This is a genomic window from Bartonella sp. P0282 (genome assembly GCF_048452985.1).
Taxonomy (GTDB): domain Bacteria; phylum Pseudomonadota; class Alphaproteobacteria; order Rhizobiales; family Rhizobiaceae; genus Bartonella; species Bartonella choladocola.
Genome location: NZ_WTFO01000004.1, coordinates 27652 through 45822, shown reverse-complemented (window position 1 = coordinate 45822; position 18171 = coordinate 27652). Strand labels below are relative to the sequence as shown.

The following is an 18171-nucleotide window of genomic DNA, read 5'->3' as shown; positions in this document are numbered from 1 at the left end:
ATCGACAACAGTAAAAATTCCCGTCATTTGAAAGGTCATGCTATGAGCGAGACTGAAAACACACCCCGCAAAATTCCGGTAACTGTATTGACCGGCTATCTGGGAGCTGGAAAAACCACCCTTCTCAACCGGATTTTGACAGAAAATCATGGCAAGCATTACGCTGTTATTGTCAATGAATTCGGCGAGATCGGCATTGATAATGATCTGATTGTCGAATCCGACGAAGAAATTTACGAGATGAATAATGGTTGTATCTGCTGCACAGTGCGCGGCGACCTTGTCCGTGTTGTCGACGGTTTGATGCGCCGTCCCGGCCGGTTTGACGGTATCATTATCGAAACAACCGGTCTTGCCGATCCGGTTCCGGTTGCACAGACATTTTTCATGGATGATGATGTGAGGGCAAAATCGCAGCTTGATGCTGTTGTGGCACTCGTCGACGCCAAACATTTGCCGTTGGAATTGAGAGACAGCCGCGAAGCAGAAGACCAGATTGCTTTTGCCGATGTGGTTCTTTTGAACAAAACCGATCTCGTCACCCCGCAGGAACTTGCCGATGTTGAAGCAACAATACGCGCAATCAATCCTGCTGCTGTTATCTTTCGCACCCAACGCTCCAATGTCGATTTGAACGAAGTGCTTGATCGCGGTGCGTTCGATTTGAGCCGTGCCCTTGAAAATGACCCGCATTTTCTCGATCATGACGAGGAAGAAGAGCATGTTTGCGGGCCGGAATGCGACCACGATCATGACCACCACCACCATCATCATGACCACGACCACGAACATCACCACCATGACGGGGATGAGCATGTCCATGGGGCAGCCCTTCATGATGTAACGGTGAAATCGGTTTCGTTACGGGCGGGCGAGCTTGATCCGGGCAAGTTTTTCCCGTGGATCCAGCAGATTACCCAGACACAGGGGCCGGATATTTTAAGACTTAAAGGCATTATCGCTTTCAAAGGCGATAAAGACCGTTATGTTGTGCAAGGTGTCCATATGATTTTGGAAGGCGACAGCCAGAGACCCTGGAAAGAAGGCGAAAAGCATGAAAGCCGTCTGGTCTTTATCGGCCGCAAACTTGATGCCGAAAAGCTCAAAGCCGGTTTCGAGAATTGTGCCTGATTTTTGAGAGGAATCTATGCCGACAATTGCACATTGTGACCTCGACAGCTATTGCCTGTTTGCGGGATTTTTAGATGACCAGCCGGTCTTTGTGACAGCAAATGGTGAAATCACCCTGCTTGGCGAAAAACAAAAAGTGGTCGAGGCACATCAAGGGATTGCCTCTGTTGCGTTAAGCCGGGACAAGAAATCGGTGATTACTGGCGGTGAAGATGGCCGGATTTGCCGCACGTCAAGTGCTCTTCAATGTCGAGAACTTGCCCGCCATGAAAAAAAGTGGATCACATCGGTTGCAGCCGGTCCTGACAATTCTTACGCCTTTGCTTTTTCACGCACGGCATGGGCTGATGGCGGCAAAGGGCTTCAGGAGTTCGATCACGAACGCAGTGTGGAAGATCTTGCTTTTGCACCAAAAGGTCTAAGATTTGCGGTGGCACGATATAATGGTGTGACATTGCATTGGCTTGGTGCCGACACAAAGCCTACCGACCTTACATGGAAAGGCGCACATTTTGCCGTTACATTTTCGCCCGATGGACGTTATGTCATTTCGTCGATGCAAGAAAATGCGTTGCATGGCTGGCGGTTGAGTGACGAACAGCATTTGCGCATGAGCGGCTATCCGGCAAAGGTCAAGAGCTGGTCATGGAGTGCAAAAGGTAAGTGGCTTGCCACTTCCGGCGCTCCGGCTGCCATTGTCTGGCCGTTTCAGGCGAAAGACGGACCGATGGGAAAAGCACCCCTTGAACTCGGTACCCGTGCCGATGCCATGGTCACATGTGTGTGCTGCCATCCGGAAGAAGACATTGTTGCTGCCGGTTTTAATGACGGTATGATTTTGTTCATCCGCTTTGCCGATGCAAAGGAAGTGCTTTTGCGCCGTCCCGGAAAAGGCGCCATTTCAACCATGACCTGGGATGATAAAGGCTATCGGCTGGCATTCGGCTCCGAAAGCGGTGAAGCAGGCATTATCGATATTTCTGCCTGAAAGCCGAAACGGAATTTTTGTGAATAAAAAAACCACCTGCCTTTTGCAGGTGGTTTTTATTTAAACGCTCGAACCGGTTATCCCAAAGTCGGGTAATCGGTATAGCCTTTTTCATTGCCGCCATAGAGTGTTGTCTGGTCAACCTCGTTCCATGGAGCATGCTCTTTGATACGCCGGACAAGATCGGGATTGGCAATAAACGGACGGCCGAAAGATACAATATCGGCATAGCCGGACCCGACAGCTTTTTCAGCCATTTCGGCGGTATAGCCATTATTGACCATCCACGCACCATTGCCACCGGCATCGCGATAGACGTGTTTCAAACGCTTATAGTCGAATGCATAATCGGCTTCGGTATAATTGCGGTCGCCTCCCGTTGCACCTTCAATGAGGTGGATGAAAGCAAGCTCATAGGCTGCCAAAGCATCGACATAAAAATCGAAAAGCGGCTGCGGATCCGGATCATGGGCATCATTGGCAGGGGTTACCGGAGAAATGCGGATACCGGTTCTGCCACCGCCGATTTCTTTTGCAACGGCTTCGGCAACAAGCAGCGGAAAACGGCAACGATTCTCAATCGAACCGCCAAATTCATCGGTACGGTGATTGGAGCCGGAACGCAGGAACTGGTCGAGTAAATAGCCATTGGCCGAGTGAATTTCCACGCCGTCGAAACCGGCAATGTCTACAGCATTGCGTGCAGCTTTGCGATAATCGTCGATAATGCCGGGGATTTCGGATGCGTCCAATGCACGTGGTGTCGATGTCGGTACAAATTCGCCCTGACCATCCTTGTCTTTGATATAGGTTCGGGCTTTTGCCTGAAGGGCGGAGGGGGCAACAGGCGGTTTGCCTCCAGGTTGTAGTGAACTATGGGAAATACGTCCCGTATGCCAAAGCTGGGCAACAATTTTGCCACCCGCTTCATGAACGGCATCGGTTACTTTTTTCCAGCCGGCAAGCTGGGCTTTTTCGTAAAGTCCCGGAACGTCGATATTGCCTTGTCCCTGTTGTGAAATGGCCGTACCTTCAGAGACAATAAGACCGGCGGTCGAACGTTGGCGATAATAGACAACGTTCAAATCATTGGGTGTTGCATTGGGCGAACGAGCGCGAGTCAACGGCGCCATGGCAATGCGGTTTTTTAGAACAAGGTCTCCTGCCTTGATCGGGTCAAAAAGTGTTGTCATGAAAAGCCCCTTTCATATTGGCTGCAAATTTAAACATAAGGTGAATGAGCCAGATTAAAAAGGGCTTGATTAATTTTTATGAGAGGAAGAATTACGGTTGCGTTCTTGGTTGCTATCCGTAATCTCTCCTTAAAATTGAACGAATCTGGTAAAGAGAATGACGACAATTGCGCAATCAATCTGCCAAACAATTGCTGGCGACATCAAGGCAAGTCAATCACAGGTTGCTGCCGCTATCGGCCTCATTGACGAGGGGGCAACCATTCCCTTCATTGCCCGCTATCGCAAGGAAGTAACCGGCGGCCTTGATGACGGACAATTGCGCCTGTTGTCGGAACGGCTCATTTATCTTCGTGAAATGGAAGCACGCCGTGAAGCGATTATTCAAGCAATTCGCGAACAGAACAAGCTTAGTCCGGAACTGGAAGAATCTTTAAGAAAAGCAAGCTCGAAGGCCGAATTGGAAGACCTTTATCTCCCGTTCAAGCCGAAGCGGCGCACCCGTGCCGAAATTGCCAAAGAAAATGGCTTATTGCCGCTTGCCGAAGAAATTCTGAAAAACCGCAAGGAAGAGCCGGAGCTTCTTGCCAAAGATTATATCAATGACAAAATTGCCGATGTCAAAGCTGCTCTTGACGGTGCCCGCGATATTATTTCGGAAACTATGGCGGAAAACGCCGAACTGGTCGGAAATTTACGTCACTATATGCAATCACATGCCTTTATCCATGCCAAGGTTGTTGCCGGTAAAGAGCAGGAAGGTGCGAAATTTTCCGATTATTTTGACCATAGAGAAAAATGGTCGACTGTGCCGAGCCATCGCGCATTGGCAATGTTTCGCGGGCGTAACGAAGAAATCCTGAATGTTGACATTGAAGTCGACGAAGATATTCCAAATGGCGAAAAACCGGTCATAAAGCTTATCAAACAGGCCTATCAAATCGGCAATCAGCTTCCCGGAGATATTTTTCTTGTGAGTGTCGCCTTATGGGCATGGCGGGTAAAGCTATCTTTACATCTTTCGCTTGATCTCATGCGCGATTTGCATGAACGAGCCGATGAAGAAGCAATTGCTGTTTTTGCCCGTAATCTCAAAGCACTTTTATTGGCTGCACCGGCGGGTGAAAGGGCAACAATGGGGCTTGATCCGGGTATCCGCACCGGTGTCAAGGTTGCAGTGGTCGATAAAACCGGAAAACTCAAGGAAACCGCAACCATCTATCCATTCCCGCCCAAAAATGATGTTCGTGGTGCAGAGGCAGTACTTGCCGCTCTCATTAAAAAACATCAGGTTGATCTCATCGCCATCGGCAACGGCACAGCAAGCCGAGAGACAGAAAAGCTTGTTGGCGATTTGTTGAAACATATACCAGCGCCGCGGCCGACAAAAGTCATTGTTTCGGAAGCCGGTGCTTCTGTCTATTCGGCATCCGAACTCGCAGCTAACGAATTTCCCGATCTTGATGTGTCATTGCGCGGGGCCGTGTCGATCGCACGGCGTTTGCAGGATCCGCTTGCCGAATTGGTTAAAATCGAACCGAAATCTATCGGTGTCGGACAATATCAGCATGATGTCGACCAGTTCGAGCTGATGAGGGCTTTAGACGGTGTTGTCGAAGATGCGGTGAATGCCGTTGGCGTTGACCTTAACACCGCTTCGCCATCTCTGCTTGCCCGTGTTTCGGGGGTGGGGGCATCATTGGCCGATGCAATTGTTGCTTATCGTGATGAAAATGGCCCGTTTAAAAATCGTAACGGGTTGAAGTCGGTACCACGGCTCGGTGCAAAAACATTCGAGCAATGCGCAGGCTTTTTGCGTATCCAGAATGGCGACGAGCCGCTTGATGCTTCGGCAGTGCATCCGGAAGCCTATAGTGTTGCACGTAAAATTGTCGCCGCATGTGGACGTGACTTGCGTTCCTTGATGGGCGATAGTGCAACTTTGAAAAAGCTCGACCCGAAAACATTTATTGACGAGCGGTTCGGCCTGCCGACTGTTAAAGATATTTTGAGCGAATTGGAAAAACCCGGACGTGACCCGCGGCCGGAATTCAAAACAGCAACATTTGCCGAAGGTGTCGACGAGATTTCGGACCTCAAAACGGGGATGAAGCTTGAAGGAACTGTGACCAATGTCGCCAATTTTGGGGCATTTGTCGATATAGGCGTGCATCAGGATGGACTTGTCCATATTTCGCAACTTGCCGACACTTATGTGAGTGATCCGCATAAAGTGGTAAAAGCCGGAGATATTGTTTCTGTGACAGTGCTTGATGTTGATCCAGCACGCAAACGCATCTCGCTAAGCATGAAAAAACATCCCGATAATCCGGATAGTCGCGCAAAAGCCGCTTCACCGGAAAATTCGTTACGTAATCACTTGCATAATATGAAAAATAAAAAGCCGGTTTCTCAAGAGGGCAGTTTCGGTTCGGCTCTTGCAGAAGCATTGCGCAAACGCCATTGAAAAACGCCGCTACGACTATTAAATTTCGAGGGGCAAACCGGAATTTTTTAACATGCGCGCTTTGCCGATGAGAAAATAACTGTGTCTTATTGGCTGAACGAAGAATGATTGTGTTTTAAAAGAAGAAATTTGCCTGTTTTGAAAAAGGCAAAAAGATTTATCGGACAAGACTTTTTATGATCGGGCAAGGCTTTTTATGATCGGACAAGGCCTGAATCATCATCGGAAAGGGCTGTGCCTTCCGGCTTTGTGCCGAAAGGCATTTGTCTTGTTTATCAGAGCTTGTGAAGGTCTCCATTAATCAAAACCTTTTCTGTTAAAGATTTGCAGGCGACAATCGGGATAAACGCAAAAGAAACCGTAAAGGCTGATAGGCAAACGCTTAAGCGTGCCTTCGGCGCTTATACGCACACCCGAAACTTTCCAGATCATAATGAAAACGGACATCGTTTCAGGAAAACCGAATTTCTATTTATAAAGCCGGCGTTTTGTTCTTTTGCCCGTTTTGTTGCATTCCAATATCAAGCTATTATGGGCAATCATGAATAAACAAGAACGCAATAAAAACAAAAAGCCGGTTTAACCGGCCTTTTATTTTAATCAATTTTTTTCTGTTTATTTCTTTTGGGGCTTAGCCGCTTTTTGGCTGTCTAGCTGTTTATAGGCTTCCGTCAATTGCGATTGCATAGGAGCACAGTTTTTGGTGCGTGCGATTTCCTGTAAAACGCCGTTACGATTGCGCAAGGCATCAATTTCCACTCTTTCCGGCGATTTCGGATCCATAAAAAACCACGCAGGAAAGAAGAAAATACCGGCTGCCCCCAATGCGACATTCTTTCCTTGTGCATTTGTGCGCTCATGGATGACTGCCTGAATCTGGCGTTCATTGGCGTGGAATTCTCGTGAAATACCTGCACAATCCATGACACTGTCGTTCGGATTGGTCAAAGCGACCGGATGGGCGTCGCGTCCGCCACAGCCGGAAAGCAGCATGGAAGCGGCAATGAGACTAGCAATCGGCGCGATGGACACAAAATTTGTCTTCGGTCTATTATTATCTTTCATCATTCTTCCTCCCGTTTTCCAAGTGAAATAGCTAACGTTTCGAGCGGTCAAGCTTGCGCGCCAACCGGTCGCCAAAGGATTGCACAACCAGATTCATGATAATCAGAACACCGATAACGATGTTCATAATCTCCGGATTATAGCGCTGGTAGCCATAGCGGATAGCCATGTCACCAAGACCGCCACCCCCCAGAAAACCGGCAAGCGACGTTGCACTGATAATTGAAATAACCATCACAGTAAAGCCGGTCACCAGACTTGAAAATGATTCCGGCACAATGACATTGGTAACAATTTGCATCCGTGAAGCGCCCATCGAGCGGATAGCTTCGACAAGTCCCTTGTCAACTCCACGAAATGACAGTTCTGCCAAACGTGCATAAAGTGGTGTCGCCGATAATATCAGCACAAAAATAACAGATCTGATGCCAACACCGGTTCCAACAACAATGCGCGTCACGGGAAGAAGATAGAAAGCGAAAATGATAAACGGAATGGCGCGCACACAATTGACGAGGAAGCTCAGTAACCTGTTGAGATTTTCTTTGGGAAACAGGCTTCCCTTTGCGGTCATATAAAGGATAAGGCCGATCGGCAGCCCCAGAATGAGCGCCATAAGAGAAGAACTCACCGTCATGATGATGGTGTCTATAATTGCTTTCGGCAATTCTTTTGAAAGGACATCATACATAACCGAGAACCTCGCAATAGCGACCATGCTTGATAAGCCAGGAAACCGCCTTGTCAAGTTTGTCTTTGTCTTTTGCCGGAAGGCCTAAAAAGAAACGGCCAACCGGTTCACCCTGAATCGTATCAATGCCGCCGTGAAGAATGCGCGGAATCAGTCCGCTTTCATATTCGATGAGGTGCAGGAATGGCTCTCTTGCCACGTCACCGGCAATATTGAGCTCGATAACGGCTTCATCTCCTTCGGGCTTCAACCTTTTGGCAAATTCGGCCGGTAATTGCGGTGTCACAATGCGCAGCATCGCAATGGTAGTATCATCTTGCGGAGAGGCGAAAATATCTCTTACCCGACCTTCTTCGACAATTTTTCCCTTGTTAAGCACAACAACCCTGTTGGCAATGGAGCTTACGACTTCCATCTCGTGGGTAATCAGAACAACGGTGAGGTTGAGCCTTTTATTAATATCGGCAATCAATTCAAGGATGGATTGGGTTGTTTCCGGATCGAGTGCAGACGTTGCCTCATCGGATAGGAGCACTTTCGGATTTGCCGCCAATGCTCTGGCAATGCCGACGCGCTGTTTTTGCCCGCCGGAAAGCTCGGCCGGAAAATGCAGCTCTTTGCCTTTGAGGCTCACAAGTTCGATAAGTTCCATAGCCCGTTCGCGGCGCTTTTCTTTCGGCACACCGGCAAGCTTTAGCGGCAATGCAATATTGTCGATCACACGTTTCGATGACAACAGGTTGAAATGCTGGAAAATCATGCTGATGCGTTGACGATAGGGCGCCCATTCGCTTTCACTCAAATGCGAAACGTCATGGCCTTCAAAGAAGATTTGTCCTTCATCAATACGTTCAAGACCATTGAGACAGCGAATAAGCGTCGATTTACCGGCGCCGCTGCGCCCGATAATTCCGAGAATTTCGCCTTTTTCAATATCGAGTGACAAATGGTCAACGGCCGCCGTTCGGGAAAAACGGCGGCTGATATTTTTAAGTGATATGATTGGTTCGGATGTTGAACCCATTTTTAAATTTACCATAATGGCTGGGCAGTTACGCCAAACACTTCCTTGATTTTTGCGCGAACCGGTTCCGAATTATAGGCAGCAACGAGTTTTTTCACCCATGGCTCGTCTTTATCGGCGGTGCGTACGACAATAATATTGTTATAGGGATTGTTTTCGGACTTTTCCCATGCAATCGCATCTTTTTCAGGTTTGAGGCCAGTGGTCAAAGCCCAGTTGGTATTGACAATGGCAATATCGAAATCATCGATGGCGCGACCGAGCATACCGGCATCAAGCTCGCGAATTTCGAGTTTTTTCGGGTTTTCGACAATATCGAGTTTGGTGGCAAGAACATTGTTCGGGTCTTTGAGCTTGATAAGCCCCATATCGTTCAAAAGCCGCAAGGCGCGGCCGCCATTTGACGGGTCGTTGGGAACGCCGACGACAGCGCCATCACGAAGCTCTTTCAAGTCTTTGATTTTGTGGGAGTAGACACCCATCGGGAAAAGCACCGTATAGCCTACGACCGAAAGCTTGTAGCCACGCTGTTCGATTTGTGCGTCGAGATAGGGTTTATGCTGGAATGAATTTGCGTCAATATCACCGGAATTGACGGCTTCATTCGGTAAGGCGTAATCGGAGAAAAAAACAAGATCAATGTTGAGGCCCTGTTTTTTGGCTTCCTGAGCTGCAACCTTCCAGACTTCCGATTCTTCGCCTTCCATTGTTCCAAGCTTGATACTGGTTTTATCTTCGGCATGAGCCAGAACCGGCGCTAAAGTTGAAACACTTGCAAAAGTGGCAAAAGAAAAAGCAAGTCCTAGAACTGTACGTCTGTTGATCTTATCGAGAAACATTGTTGAAACCCTTCGTGTTAATTTTCAGAATGTTTCATCTCAAAACATAGGCTGAAAAATTCCGGTTTGTTGATCGGCCTGATAAAGTCCCAATCCGGATTTAAAAAGAACCGGGAGCTCATGACCAGTATGCCATTCTGTTTTAACGGAAGTGGTATAAAAACCAAGCAACATTTTCAATAGCTATCAGTTCAGTTGCAGGATGATTTTTTTATAAACAATCAAATTGATGAAAATATTTTTCGCAAATTAATTAGGCCGCTTGCCATTATGAAAAAGCTGGGGAAGTAGCCAGCAAAGAATCGAGAATAAAATCAACATGACAAGTGCTACGCCCATACGGATGAAGTCAAAATTCGTTGCATCTTCAGGAATAAAAAGTGCGGTGATATAACCGGCACAATCTAATATCGCCTGTGCAACAGCACGTAACATTTTTTGCCTCCACATATTACCGGTTGATTGACCGGTATTTCTGCATGGTTTTCTTTATTTTGTTTTATATACAATCGTGATTGTTGCAAAGGTAAAAAAAATATCTTTTGGCAAAAAATGCCAATTAGCCGCAGTTTTGCTTTTTAAAATGGTTTTAAATTGTTTGTTACCGGTGACATTTGCTCATGAAAACGTGGATTGACTTCAAATTCCTTCAAAGCGGCGACATTTCTTATGAGTCGGCAATTCCAATTCGGGCGTTAGCGGGTAAAGCCGACCATTCGAGCTTGCAAGCTGTTGTGCACTTCATTTGAAATCGGATATTTTATGTTTTTGTTCTCTATTGCCCGACAGATTGATCTGGAACTCAGCTTTTTTAAAAAATCTTTTATAAAATTTTTCTCGCATTTTTCCGACCGGCATTTCTCGTCAATAACAGTGTGACCGTTATTTTAAAAAATCTTTTTTGAAAGGTCAGGCCGGTAAAAGCAGGGCTTTATACTTTATAATTAAAAGAAATCCCGCCTTTGAAAGATGACCGGTGACAATGAAAGGTAACCGGTGACAATGAAAGGTGACCGGTGACAATCTGCACGAGAAAGTCAACAAGCTTTGGGCGAAAATTACAAAGCCCTCGCCACGCTTTCAATTCAAAAAATATCCCCTGTAAAAGTTCTCTACAGGGGATGGTTTTTTAAAACGGCTTTGAAGCGCAAAGCCGGAATATTTTATGACGACAAGCTTTTATGCTTGGGCTTTCTTGGGTGTAATCAGATTGCGCGCAATCAGAAGTTCGGCAATCTGCACCGCATTAAGAGCAGCACCTTTGCGCAAATTATCGGCAACAACCCAGAAAGACAGGCCGTTTTCAACGGTAATATCTTCGCGGATACGGCTAACAAATGTGTCGTCTTCTCCGGCTGATTCATAAGGTGTCATATAGCCGCCATCCTCATGCTTGTCGACAACCTGACAGCCGGGGGCGTTGCGCAGGATTTCACGTGCTTCATCAGCACTGATGGGCTTTTCAAACTCGACATTGACTGCCTCGCCATGGCCGATGAAAACCGGAACACGAACGGCAGTAGCCGTAAGTTTGATTTTCGGGTCGAGCATCTTTTTGGTTTCGGCAACCATTTTCCATTCTTCTTTGGTGTAGCCGTCTTCCATGAATACGTCGATATGGGGAATAACGTTGAAAGCAATACGTTTCGTGAATTTGCGCACTGTAATAGGATCAGCCACAAAAACCGCGCGGGATTGCTCGAAAAGCTCGTCCATTCCGGCCTTGCCTGCACCCGAAACCGATTGATAGGTTGAAACCACAACGCGCTTGATGGTTGCGGCATCGTGCAACGGTTTTAGGGCAACCAGAAGCTGGGCTGTCGAACAGTTCGGATTGGCAATGATATTGTGTGTTTTGAAGCCGTCAATAGCATCCGGATTGACTTCCGGAACAATGAGCGGAACATCAATATCATAACGCCAGGCCGAAGAATTATCGATAACGACAGCACCGGCCGCGCCGATTTTCGGTGCCCATTCTTTGGAAACATTGCCACCGGCAGACATCAGGCAAATATCGGTGTCGGAAAAATCGTAATTATCGAGAACTTTTACCTTCAGTGTTTTGTCACCGAAGGAAACTTCTGTTCCCAATGACCGATGCGAGGCAAGCGGTACAACTTCATCAGCCGGAAAACCGCGCTCTTCAAGAATGTTGAGCATTTCCCGTCCAACATTTCCCGTGGCACCAACAACAGCAACCTTAAAACCCATTTAATCAGAACTCCTGTCTCTCTCCGTGTTTTGTGAAGAAGCCCGGCGGCCGTCAGGCTTACCCCCCGGGCCGGACCCGGGAGAGAGCAGGTTGGCCAAGGGACGTCAGATAATTTTCTTTGTCGTTTTTTTGTGGCCAATAATTGTCAAGGCTGCGCAGCAGTTATCGAAGCCGCGATTGCAGCTTGGAAACCGATAGCTACGGAAGCGAGTAAAGTCCATTTAAAAACTCCTTGACCACATCGCTTTTAACTTATTTTGCACTTCTGTCAAGAAACACAACAACAATCGGCTGTTTTTCATGTTGAATTTCTTGGAACTTATGGAGGTTTTATGAAAATTCAACTTATAAAGAAAAAATAAAAGATATTTTGAAAAACGGGAGCATTTTAACCGAATGATTGCCGAATGAAATTTTAGAAAACGGATTGTGTCAGTTTGCCATTTTTTAAGCACAAGAAAACGGGTGCAAAATTCAAAAAAAGGCGGTGTTTTTCCACCGCCTTATTGCTTTTACATTCTGTAGCCGCCTGCTTTGGCCGAATAAAATGAGCTCATTTAACCGATATTCAGCGGCATTATTTGAATTTGACCGGCAGGGAAGACAGTTCGGTCTCTCCCGCAAGATCGCCTTCAATAAACCCGATTGAAAGCGGTTTTCAAGCAACCATAGTTTTGAATTTTTGCAAAATGGCGTCACCCATCTCACTGGTTGAAACTTTTTTCATGCCTTCCGAATAAATGTCGGCTGTACGCACACCATCATCAAGAACGGCAGAGATCGCTTTTTCCAGCCGGTCGGCTTCAGCCCCCATGAGGAAAGAATAGCGCAGGCACATAGCAAGTGACGCTATCATTGCGATAGGGTTGGCAATGCCTTTTCCGGCAATGTCGGGAGCGGAACCATGAACCGGTTCGTAAAGCGCATGACGTTTGCCGGTTTTCTTGTCTTCTTCGCCAAGAGAAGCAGAAGGCAACATGCCAAGCGAGCCCGTAAGCATGGCCGCAATATCGGAGAAAATATCACCGAAAAGATTGTCGGTTACAATAACATCGAACTGTTTGGGCGCACGCACCAATTGCATGCCACCGGAATCAGCCAGCATATGTTCAAGCGTTACATCCTTATAGTCCTTGTCGTGAACCTCGGTAACGACTTCGTTCCAGAGAATGCCGGTTTTCATGACATTGTGTTTTTCAAGAGAAGTCACTTTGTTTTTGCGGGTGCGTGCAAGGTCGAAAGCAACTCTTGCAATGCGGTCGATCTCGTAAGTGTCGTAAATCTGGGTATCAATTGCGCGTTTTTGCCCATGGCCGAGGTCGATGATTTCTTTCGGTTCGCCAAAATAGACGCCGCCTGTCAATTCGCGTACAATCAATATATCAAGCCCGTCTACAAGCTCGCGTTTAAGCGATGAAGCCGAAGCGAGCGAAGGGTAGCAAATGGCTGGTCGCAAATTGGCAAACAGACCGAGATCCTTACGAAGCCGCAACAACCCCGCTTCAGGTCTCACCTCATAAGGGACTTTTGCCCATTTCGGGCCGCCAACAGCACCAAAAAGCACCGCATCGGCCGCCAAAGCCCGTTTCATATCTTCTTCAGAAATTGCCGTACCATGAGCATCATAGGCGGCACCCCCGACAAGCCCTTCCTCGCACTCGAAATCAAGTCCGAGTTCTTTATCCATATAAGCAATAATTTTTTTCACTTCGGCCATCGACTCAACGCCGATTCCGTCGCCGGGAAGAAGAAATAGTTTTCTGGAAGCCATAACGATTGCGCCCTCTCAAATAGTCGAAACGGTTGGACACGAAAGATCCAAACCTTTGCACATAATAATATAAAGGATCACCCGCCCTGATTGGAATAATGTGATCGCAATTGATGTTATAGCATGCTCTTTTGAAAGCGGAACAAGGTTTTGGAAAAATTATATTTCGTTTTCTTCCAATGGGCGCGCTTCGGAGGCGAGCATAATCGGTATACCGTCACGAATGGGAAAAGCCAGTCGTGCTTTTTTGGAAACGAGTTCCTGCCGTTCTTTGTCATAGTGAAGCTCACCCCCTGTTACAGGGCATATGAGGAGTTCAAGCATTTTCGGGTCGGTCGCATATTTGACCATCAGATCATATCCAAGCGTTTGAACCGCAGACAGCGTTCAATTGAGCGGTTTATCATCACCACTATGTTCCATTAGCGAGCGTTCTGTCAAAGCAACGAGGGTTGCAGCACGGGCAACAATATCGGGTGCTTCAAGAAGTGCCTGCTTTTCGGCAGCACCGAAAGGCGCCATGATAGAAAGCGCATTGACGAGTGATTCTGTCGGTGCCTGCATGATCGAATCCCAATCGGCTTCCATTTCATGAGCGTCGAGAAATTTTTCAAAAGTATCAAGAAGCTCTTCGCGATTGATTTTATCGCCTGCATCCGGTTGTTCGACAAGGTCACTTTCATCAATCGTAATTTTTGCAATCCGGTAAGGTTTGTCACTTGCAATTTCTTTTTCGAGTTTGAAACGACATACCCCCTGCAAGCCGATCATCAACCGGCCATCTCCCGTCTCGGCAAAACTTGTGATGCGCCCGATGCAGCCGGTTTTATAAAGCTCCGGCTTTTCGGTATTATTTGATTCCGGCTCCGGCTGGATAATGCCGATCAACCGGTTTCCTTTCATCGCGTCTTCAACAAGTTCAAGATAACGCGGCTCGAAAACATTAAGCGGCAAATAACCGTTCGGTAAAAGCAGAACCCCTTCGAGCGGAAACAGGCCGATTTCGTCGGGCAGGTCTTTCACCTGAATATAGTGGGCATTTCCAGCTTTCATTGTTTTTTATCGTCCAGAGCCATAACAGGTTACAAAATCTTGAGGAGACGTATTTCTATCGTCCCGATGATGGTGCAATCTTGAGGGGAGCATAAAAGCACATCATCAAGAAAACAATAATGATGACAGTTTTCTACGCGCGGTCAATGTTGACGGATCCATCGCACCCCAGGCTTCAAAAAACTGCAATAATTGCTTTCTTGCGCCGTCATCATTCCACGTCCTGTCCGCTTTCATGATGCCGAGCAGCAAATCGGCCGCTTCATCCCGCTTGTTTTCAGCATTATAAACAAGAGCAAGATCATAGGCCGCCTGATAATCTTTCGGATTTTCGGCAATGCGTTTTTTCAATGCTGTCGGGTCGCCCAATTTGGCGGTTTCTTCTTTAAGGGCAATTTTCGCTTCGACAGCACGAATGGCAGGGTCTGACTTTTTGGCATCCGGCACTGCTTTGAGAATGCCTTTTGCCTGATCGAGTTCACCATGTTCGACAAGCATATCGGCAAAAGCGGCAATAACGGTGATATTATCAGGTGCCTGTTTCAGAATTTGCGCATAAAAAGTGGCAGCGCCTGTCACATCGCCGCTTTTGCGCAATTCATTGGCTGTCTCCAAAGCCTCGTCAATTGCTGCTTCTTTTTCGTTGCCGGTGAGTTTTGCAACAAATTTCTTGACTTCGCTTTCCGGTACCGCCCCCATAAAACCGTCAACAGGGTGGCCATCAACAAACGCAATGACGGCAGGTACGGAACGGATTCCCATCTGTCCGGGAATGGCAGGATGTTTATCAATGTCGAGTTTGACGAGTTTGACAGCGCCTTTTGCTTCCCTGACAACTTTTTCGAGAACAGGCCCCAATTGCTTGCACGGGTTGCACCATGTTGCCCAAAAATCGACGATAACAGGTTGTTTTTTTGATTCGACAAGGACATCCTTTGAAAAATCGGCCGTTGTTGTATCCTTGATGACAGAATTATCTGCCGCGCCTGTTTGATTGGCCAGATTTACATTTGCATTCATTTGCCCGCCTTGTGGCGCAAAAGGATTGTCACTCATTATCAAGTCCTGCTTCTTACGAAATATCTATTCGTTTCTATTCTCAAAATCGTGCCTTTGCTTGTTAATTTCAACCCTCTTCCTCTGAAACCTGAATAATAAGCGGTTCATGATTTGTAGCTCGAACAAATTTTACAAGATCTTCTCGCGCAATAGAGGTTGTAGCCTCGTTGGTCATCGGGTGGCAATTGATAATAGGGTGATTGTAAAGCGCCTTATCAAGAATGAATGTTACATGATTTTCCTTGTCATTTATCAGACCGAAAACGCTGACAGCACCCGGATAAAGGCCGAGATATTCGGAAAGTTTTTCAGGGCTGCCAAAGGAAAGGCGCCCCGATGCACCGATTTTATCATGAAGATGTTTAAGGTCGACAACCGAATGGGCACCGAGTGTCACCAGAAAATAATGCCCCTTCTTGTCTTTCAGAAACAGATTCTTGGTATGGGCGCCGGCGATAGTTTTTTTAATGTCTTCCCCCTCTTTGACCGTAAAGATCGCCGGATGGGTTGTTGTTTTGACATGAATGCCAAGTGTTTCTAGAAAATCCAATAATTCCTGTTTTCCTGCTGGCATTTTTAGTCCTTACGTTGTTTCTTTCGGTACTTTGTTCTTTTCGGCACTTTGCTTTATGGCGGCATTCTGTTTTATGTCGTCATATTATCTTATGGCATTTAATTTTTATGTCGGCGTTTTATTTGATGCCCGGGTTGAAATAGTTTTCCTTCCTTTAAGGAGATTGTCTGATGAGTGCAACATTATGGGTGGCTTTTGGCGGCGCACTGGGCACGGTTTTACGTTACTGGTTATCGCTCCTCATGGTTCCGGTCAGTAAAAATCTGCCATGGGGAACAATTCTTATCAATATTGTCGGTTCTTTTGTGATCGCTTTTTTTGGCGTTATCACAATGTCTCAGGCAAAATGGCCGATGGGCGAGACCATCCGGCTTTTTGTCATGGTGGGGATTTGCGGCGGCTTTACGACCTTTTCTTCCTTCAGCTTGCAAAGCTTCGAGCTTTTGAAAAAAGGTGCAGTTGCTGAGGCCTTTCTCAATATTATTGTTTCTGTCGCCTTTTGTCTTTTCGCGACAGCTATGGGATTTTATCTCGGCAGCAAGATCAACCATTAGAAAATTTCAAAAAACAAAACGGCTTCATCGTGATTATCACAATTAATTGTCATGAACATATGGGGAATTGTCAGGAACATATGGGCTCAATATCCCGACATAGTCGGGGGAAATGATTTTTTGAGGATGACTTCACTTTGAAGATCGGCTAGAACCGGTCTTATGTCAGGGAGGGGTAAATTTGACCTTTCCCATCTTTTTGCGGGAGAGTGTGAAAATACAGTCAACCGTGTTTTGACCGCCGAAGGGGAAAACAGCCCGTAATCTCTCAGGCACAAGGAACCGTAAAAAGATCAAGACAGCTCTGGAAAGTCGGGTTTGTCCCGCGCCGAAGGTGTAAGTGGAGGGGGAGAGCTTTCCACAAGTCTCTCAGGCTCAAGACAGAGGGGTGTGAAATAGATACATTGTGTGTCTATTGGCGCAACCTCGGAGCAATTTATGGGCAATTCTCAAGAAGACCTGAAAACTTTACCGCTTTTTCATATGCATGAAAAAGCCGGAGCCAAATTCGGTAATTTTGCCGGATGGAACATGCCGCTCACTTACCCGCTCGGTGTTATGAAAGAGCATTTGCATACGCGTGCCCATGCGGGTCTGTTCGATATTTCTCATATGAAACTGATACTGGTTGAAGGCAGTGGTGCAGCCGACTTTTTGTCAAAAGCCCTGCCGCTTGACGCTGAAGCACTGCAAATCGGCCAGTCACGTTATAACTATCTTTTGAATGAAGAGGCGGGCATCCTTGACGATCTCATTGTCACCCGCCTTGGCGAGAAACGTTTTATGGTTGTTGCCAATGCCGGTAACGCCAAAGCCGATATTGCCGAACTTCAAAAACGTTCGCTTGGGTTTGACTGCACAATCGAACCGCTTGAACGCGTGTTTCTGGCGTTACAGGGGCCGGAGGCTGCCGATGTCATTAAAAAAGCAGGCTTACCCGGTAACGAACTTCAGTTCATGCATGGTTTTGAACCGAAGAAAAACTGGTTTATGACACGTTCGGGCTATACCGGTGAAGATGGATTTGAAATCGGCCTGCCGGTTGATGAAGCTCAAGCACTTGCCGAAAAACTGTTGAGCGACCCGCGCGTGACATGGATAGGCCTTGCCGCACGCGACAGTTTGCGACTGGAAGCGGGTTTGTGCCTCCACGGCAACGACATCACTGCAAAAACCAATCCGGTTGAAGCGGCAATTACCTGGGCTGTCACCAAACCGGTGCGTGAGAAGGGCGAGTTTTTCGGTGCCAAGGCTTTTCTTGAAGCATTGAAAAATGGCGCAACACGCCGCCGCGTCGGCTTGATGCCGGAAACACGCCAGCCGGTGCGCGCCGGTGCAGAAATTTTTGACGAGACAGGCAAGCTTGTCGGTCACGTTACATCAGGTGGTTTTGGTCCATCATTCAATGGTCCGGTTGCAATGGGTTATGTTGCAATCGACCTTGCAAAAGCCGGAACCAAGCTTGAGACAGAAGTTCGCGGTAAGAAAATACCGCTTGTTGTCCACACACTTCCCTTTGTCGAACATCGTTATTTTAAAGGATAAAA

At 47.1% G+C, this 18171-nt stretch carries 17 protein-coding genes and 1 riboswitch; of the genes, 5 read left to right on the top strand and 12 right to left on the bottom strand.

What is annotated here, in order from left to right; all coding sequences use genetic code 11:
- Window positions 1-42: 42 nt before the first annotated feature.
- Both GQS64_RS11495 and GQS64_RS11490 read left to right on the top strand, forming a co-directional pair.
- A complete protein-coding gene (locus GQS64_RS11495) occupies window positions 43-1131 on the top strand; it encodes a CobW family GTP-binding protein (RefSeq protein ID WP_198231701.1) in 1089 nt (362 codons plus the stop codon).
- Between the two features lie 16 nt (window positions 1132-1147).
- Window positions 1148-2119, top strand: a complete 972-nt coding sequence (locus tag GQS64_RS11490) for a WD40 repeat domain-containing protein (RefSeq protein WP_198231700.1) — start codon at window positions 1148-1150, stop codon at window positions 2117-2119.
- Between the two features lie 77 nt (window positions 2120-2196).
- Here GQS64_RS11490 and GQS64_RS11485 read toward each other — a convergent pair whose 3' ends face one another.
- A complete protein-coding gene (locus GQS64_RS11485; RefSeq protein ID WP_198231699.1) occupies window positions 2197-3312 on the bottom strand; it encodes an alkene reductase in 1116 nt (371 codons plus the stop codon).
- Window positions 3313-3469: 157 nt separating this feature from the next.
- Here GQS64_RS11485 and GQS64_RS11480 point away from each other — a divergent pair, with 157 nt between their 5' ends.
- On the top strand, window positions 3470-5779 hold the full coding sequence (locus tag GQS64_RS11480; RefSeq protein ID WP_198231698.1) for a Tex family protein: 2310 nt from the start codon (window positions 3470-3472) through the stop codon (window positions 5777-5779).
- Window positions 5780-6394: 615 nt separating this feature from the next.
- Here the strand turns inward: GQS64_RS11480 and GQS64_RS11475 are convergent.
- From GQS64_RS11475 to GQS64_RS11425, 11 genes are all read right to left on the bottom strand, one after another.
- Window positions 6395-6847 (bottom strand): hypothetical protein, encoded by a 453-nt coding sequence (locus tag GQS64_RS11475; protein ID WP_198231697.1) that lies wholly within the window; start codon window positions 6845-6847, stop codon window positions 6395-6397.
- A 28-nt stretch (window positions 6848-6875) separates the two neighbouring features.
- On the bottom strand, window positions 6876-7535 hold the full coding sequence (locus GQS64_RS11470; RefSeq protein WP_198231744.1) for a methionine ABC transporter permease: 660 nt from the start codon (window positions 7533-7535) through the stop codon (window positions 6876-6878).
- Window positions 7528-8559, bottom strand: coding sequence for a methionine ABC transporter ATP-binding protein (locus GQS64_RS11465; RefSeq protein WP_077994677.1), 1032 nt, complete (start codon window positions 8557-8559; stop codon window positions 7528-7530). Before GQS64_RS11465 ends, GQS64_RS11470 begins: the two co-directional genes overlap by 8 nt.
- An 8-nt stretch (window positions 8560-8567) precedes the next feature.
- A complete protein-coding gene (locus GQS64_RS11460; protein ID WP_077993764.1) occupies window positions 8568-9398 on the bottom strand; it encodes a MetQ/NlpA family ABC transporter substrate-binding protein in 831 nt (276 codons plus the stop codon).
- A gap of 249 nt (window positions 9399-9647) precedes the next feature.
- Entirely contained in the window at window positions 9648-9833 is a 186-nt protein-coding gene (locus GQS64_RS11455) for a hypothetical protein (RefSeq protein WP_077993762.1), read from the bottom strand.
- A 744-nt stretch (window positions 9834-10577) separates the two neighbouring features.
- Window positions 10578-11612, bottom strand: a complete 1035-nt coding sequence (locus GQS64_RS11450) for an aspartate-semialdehyde dehydrogenase (protein WP_077972742.1) — start codon at window positions 11610-11612, stop codon at window positions 10578-10580.
- Window positions 11613-12271: 659 nt separating this feature from the next.
- Entirely contained in the window at window positions 12272-13384 is a 1113-nt protein-coding gene (gene leuB, locus GQS64_RS11445; RefSeq protein WP_198231696.1) for a 3-isopropylmalate dehydrogenase, read from the bottom strand.
- A gap of 159 nt (window positions 13385-13543) precedes the next feature.
- Window positions 13544-13735, bottom strand: a complete 192-nt coding sequence (locus tag GQS64_RS11440; RefSeq protein WP_198231695.1) for a Trm112 family protein — start codon at window positions 13733-13735, stop codon at window positions 13544-13546.
- 36 nt (window positions 13736-13771) lie between these two features.
- Window positions 13772-14437, bottom strand: coding sequence for an LON peptidase substrate-binding domain-containing protein (locus GQS64_RS11435; protein WP_198231694.1), 666 nt, complete (start codon window positions 14435-14437; stop codon window positions 13772-13774).
- A 105-nt stretch (window positions 14438-14542) separates the two neighbouring features.
- Complete coding sequence (gene trxA, locus GQS64_RS11430; protein ID WP_198231693.1) at window positions 14543-15493, bottom strand: thioredoxin; 951 nt, start codon at window positions 15491-15493, stop codon at window positions 14543-14545.
- 70 nt (window positions 15494-15563) lie between these two features.
- Window positions 15564-16070 carry a prolyl-tRNA synthetase associated domain-containing protein gene (locus GQS64_RS11425; protein ID WP_198231692.1) on the bottom strand — a complete coding sequence of 169 codons (507 nt, stop codon included), beginning with the start codon at window positions 16068-16070 and terminating at the stop codon, window positions 15564-15566.
- Between the two features lie 170 nt (window positions 16071-16240).
- Between GQS64_RS11425 and crcB the strand changes: the two genes are divergently transcribed.
- Together crcB and gcvT are read left to right on the top strand one after the other, a co-directional pair.
- Window positions 16241-16624 (top strand): fluoride efflux transporter CrcB, encoded by a 384-nt coding sequence (crcB, locus tag GQS64_RS11420; RefSeq protein ID WP_198231691.1) that lies wholly within the window; start codon window positions 16241-16243, stop codon window positions 16622-16624.
- Between the two features lie 192 nt (window positions 16625-16816).
- A riboswitch (glycine riboswitch) is annotated at window positions 16817-16919 on the top strand.
- Window positions 16920-17062: 143 nt separating this feature from the next.
- Window positions 17063-18169, top strand: coding sequence for a glycine cleavage system aminomethyltransferase GcvT (gene gcvT, locus GQS64_RS11415; protein WP_198231690.1), 1107 nt, complete (start codon window positions 17063-17065; stop codon window positions 18167-18169).
- Window positions 18170-18171 lie beyond the last annotated feature (2 nt).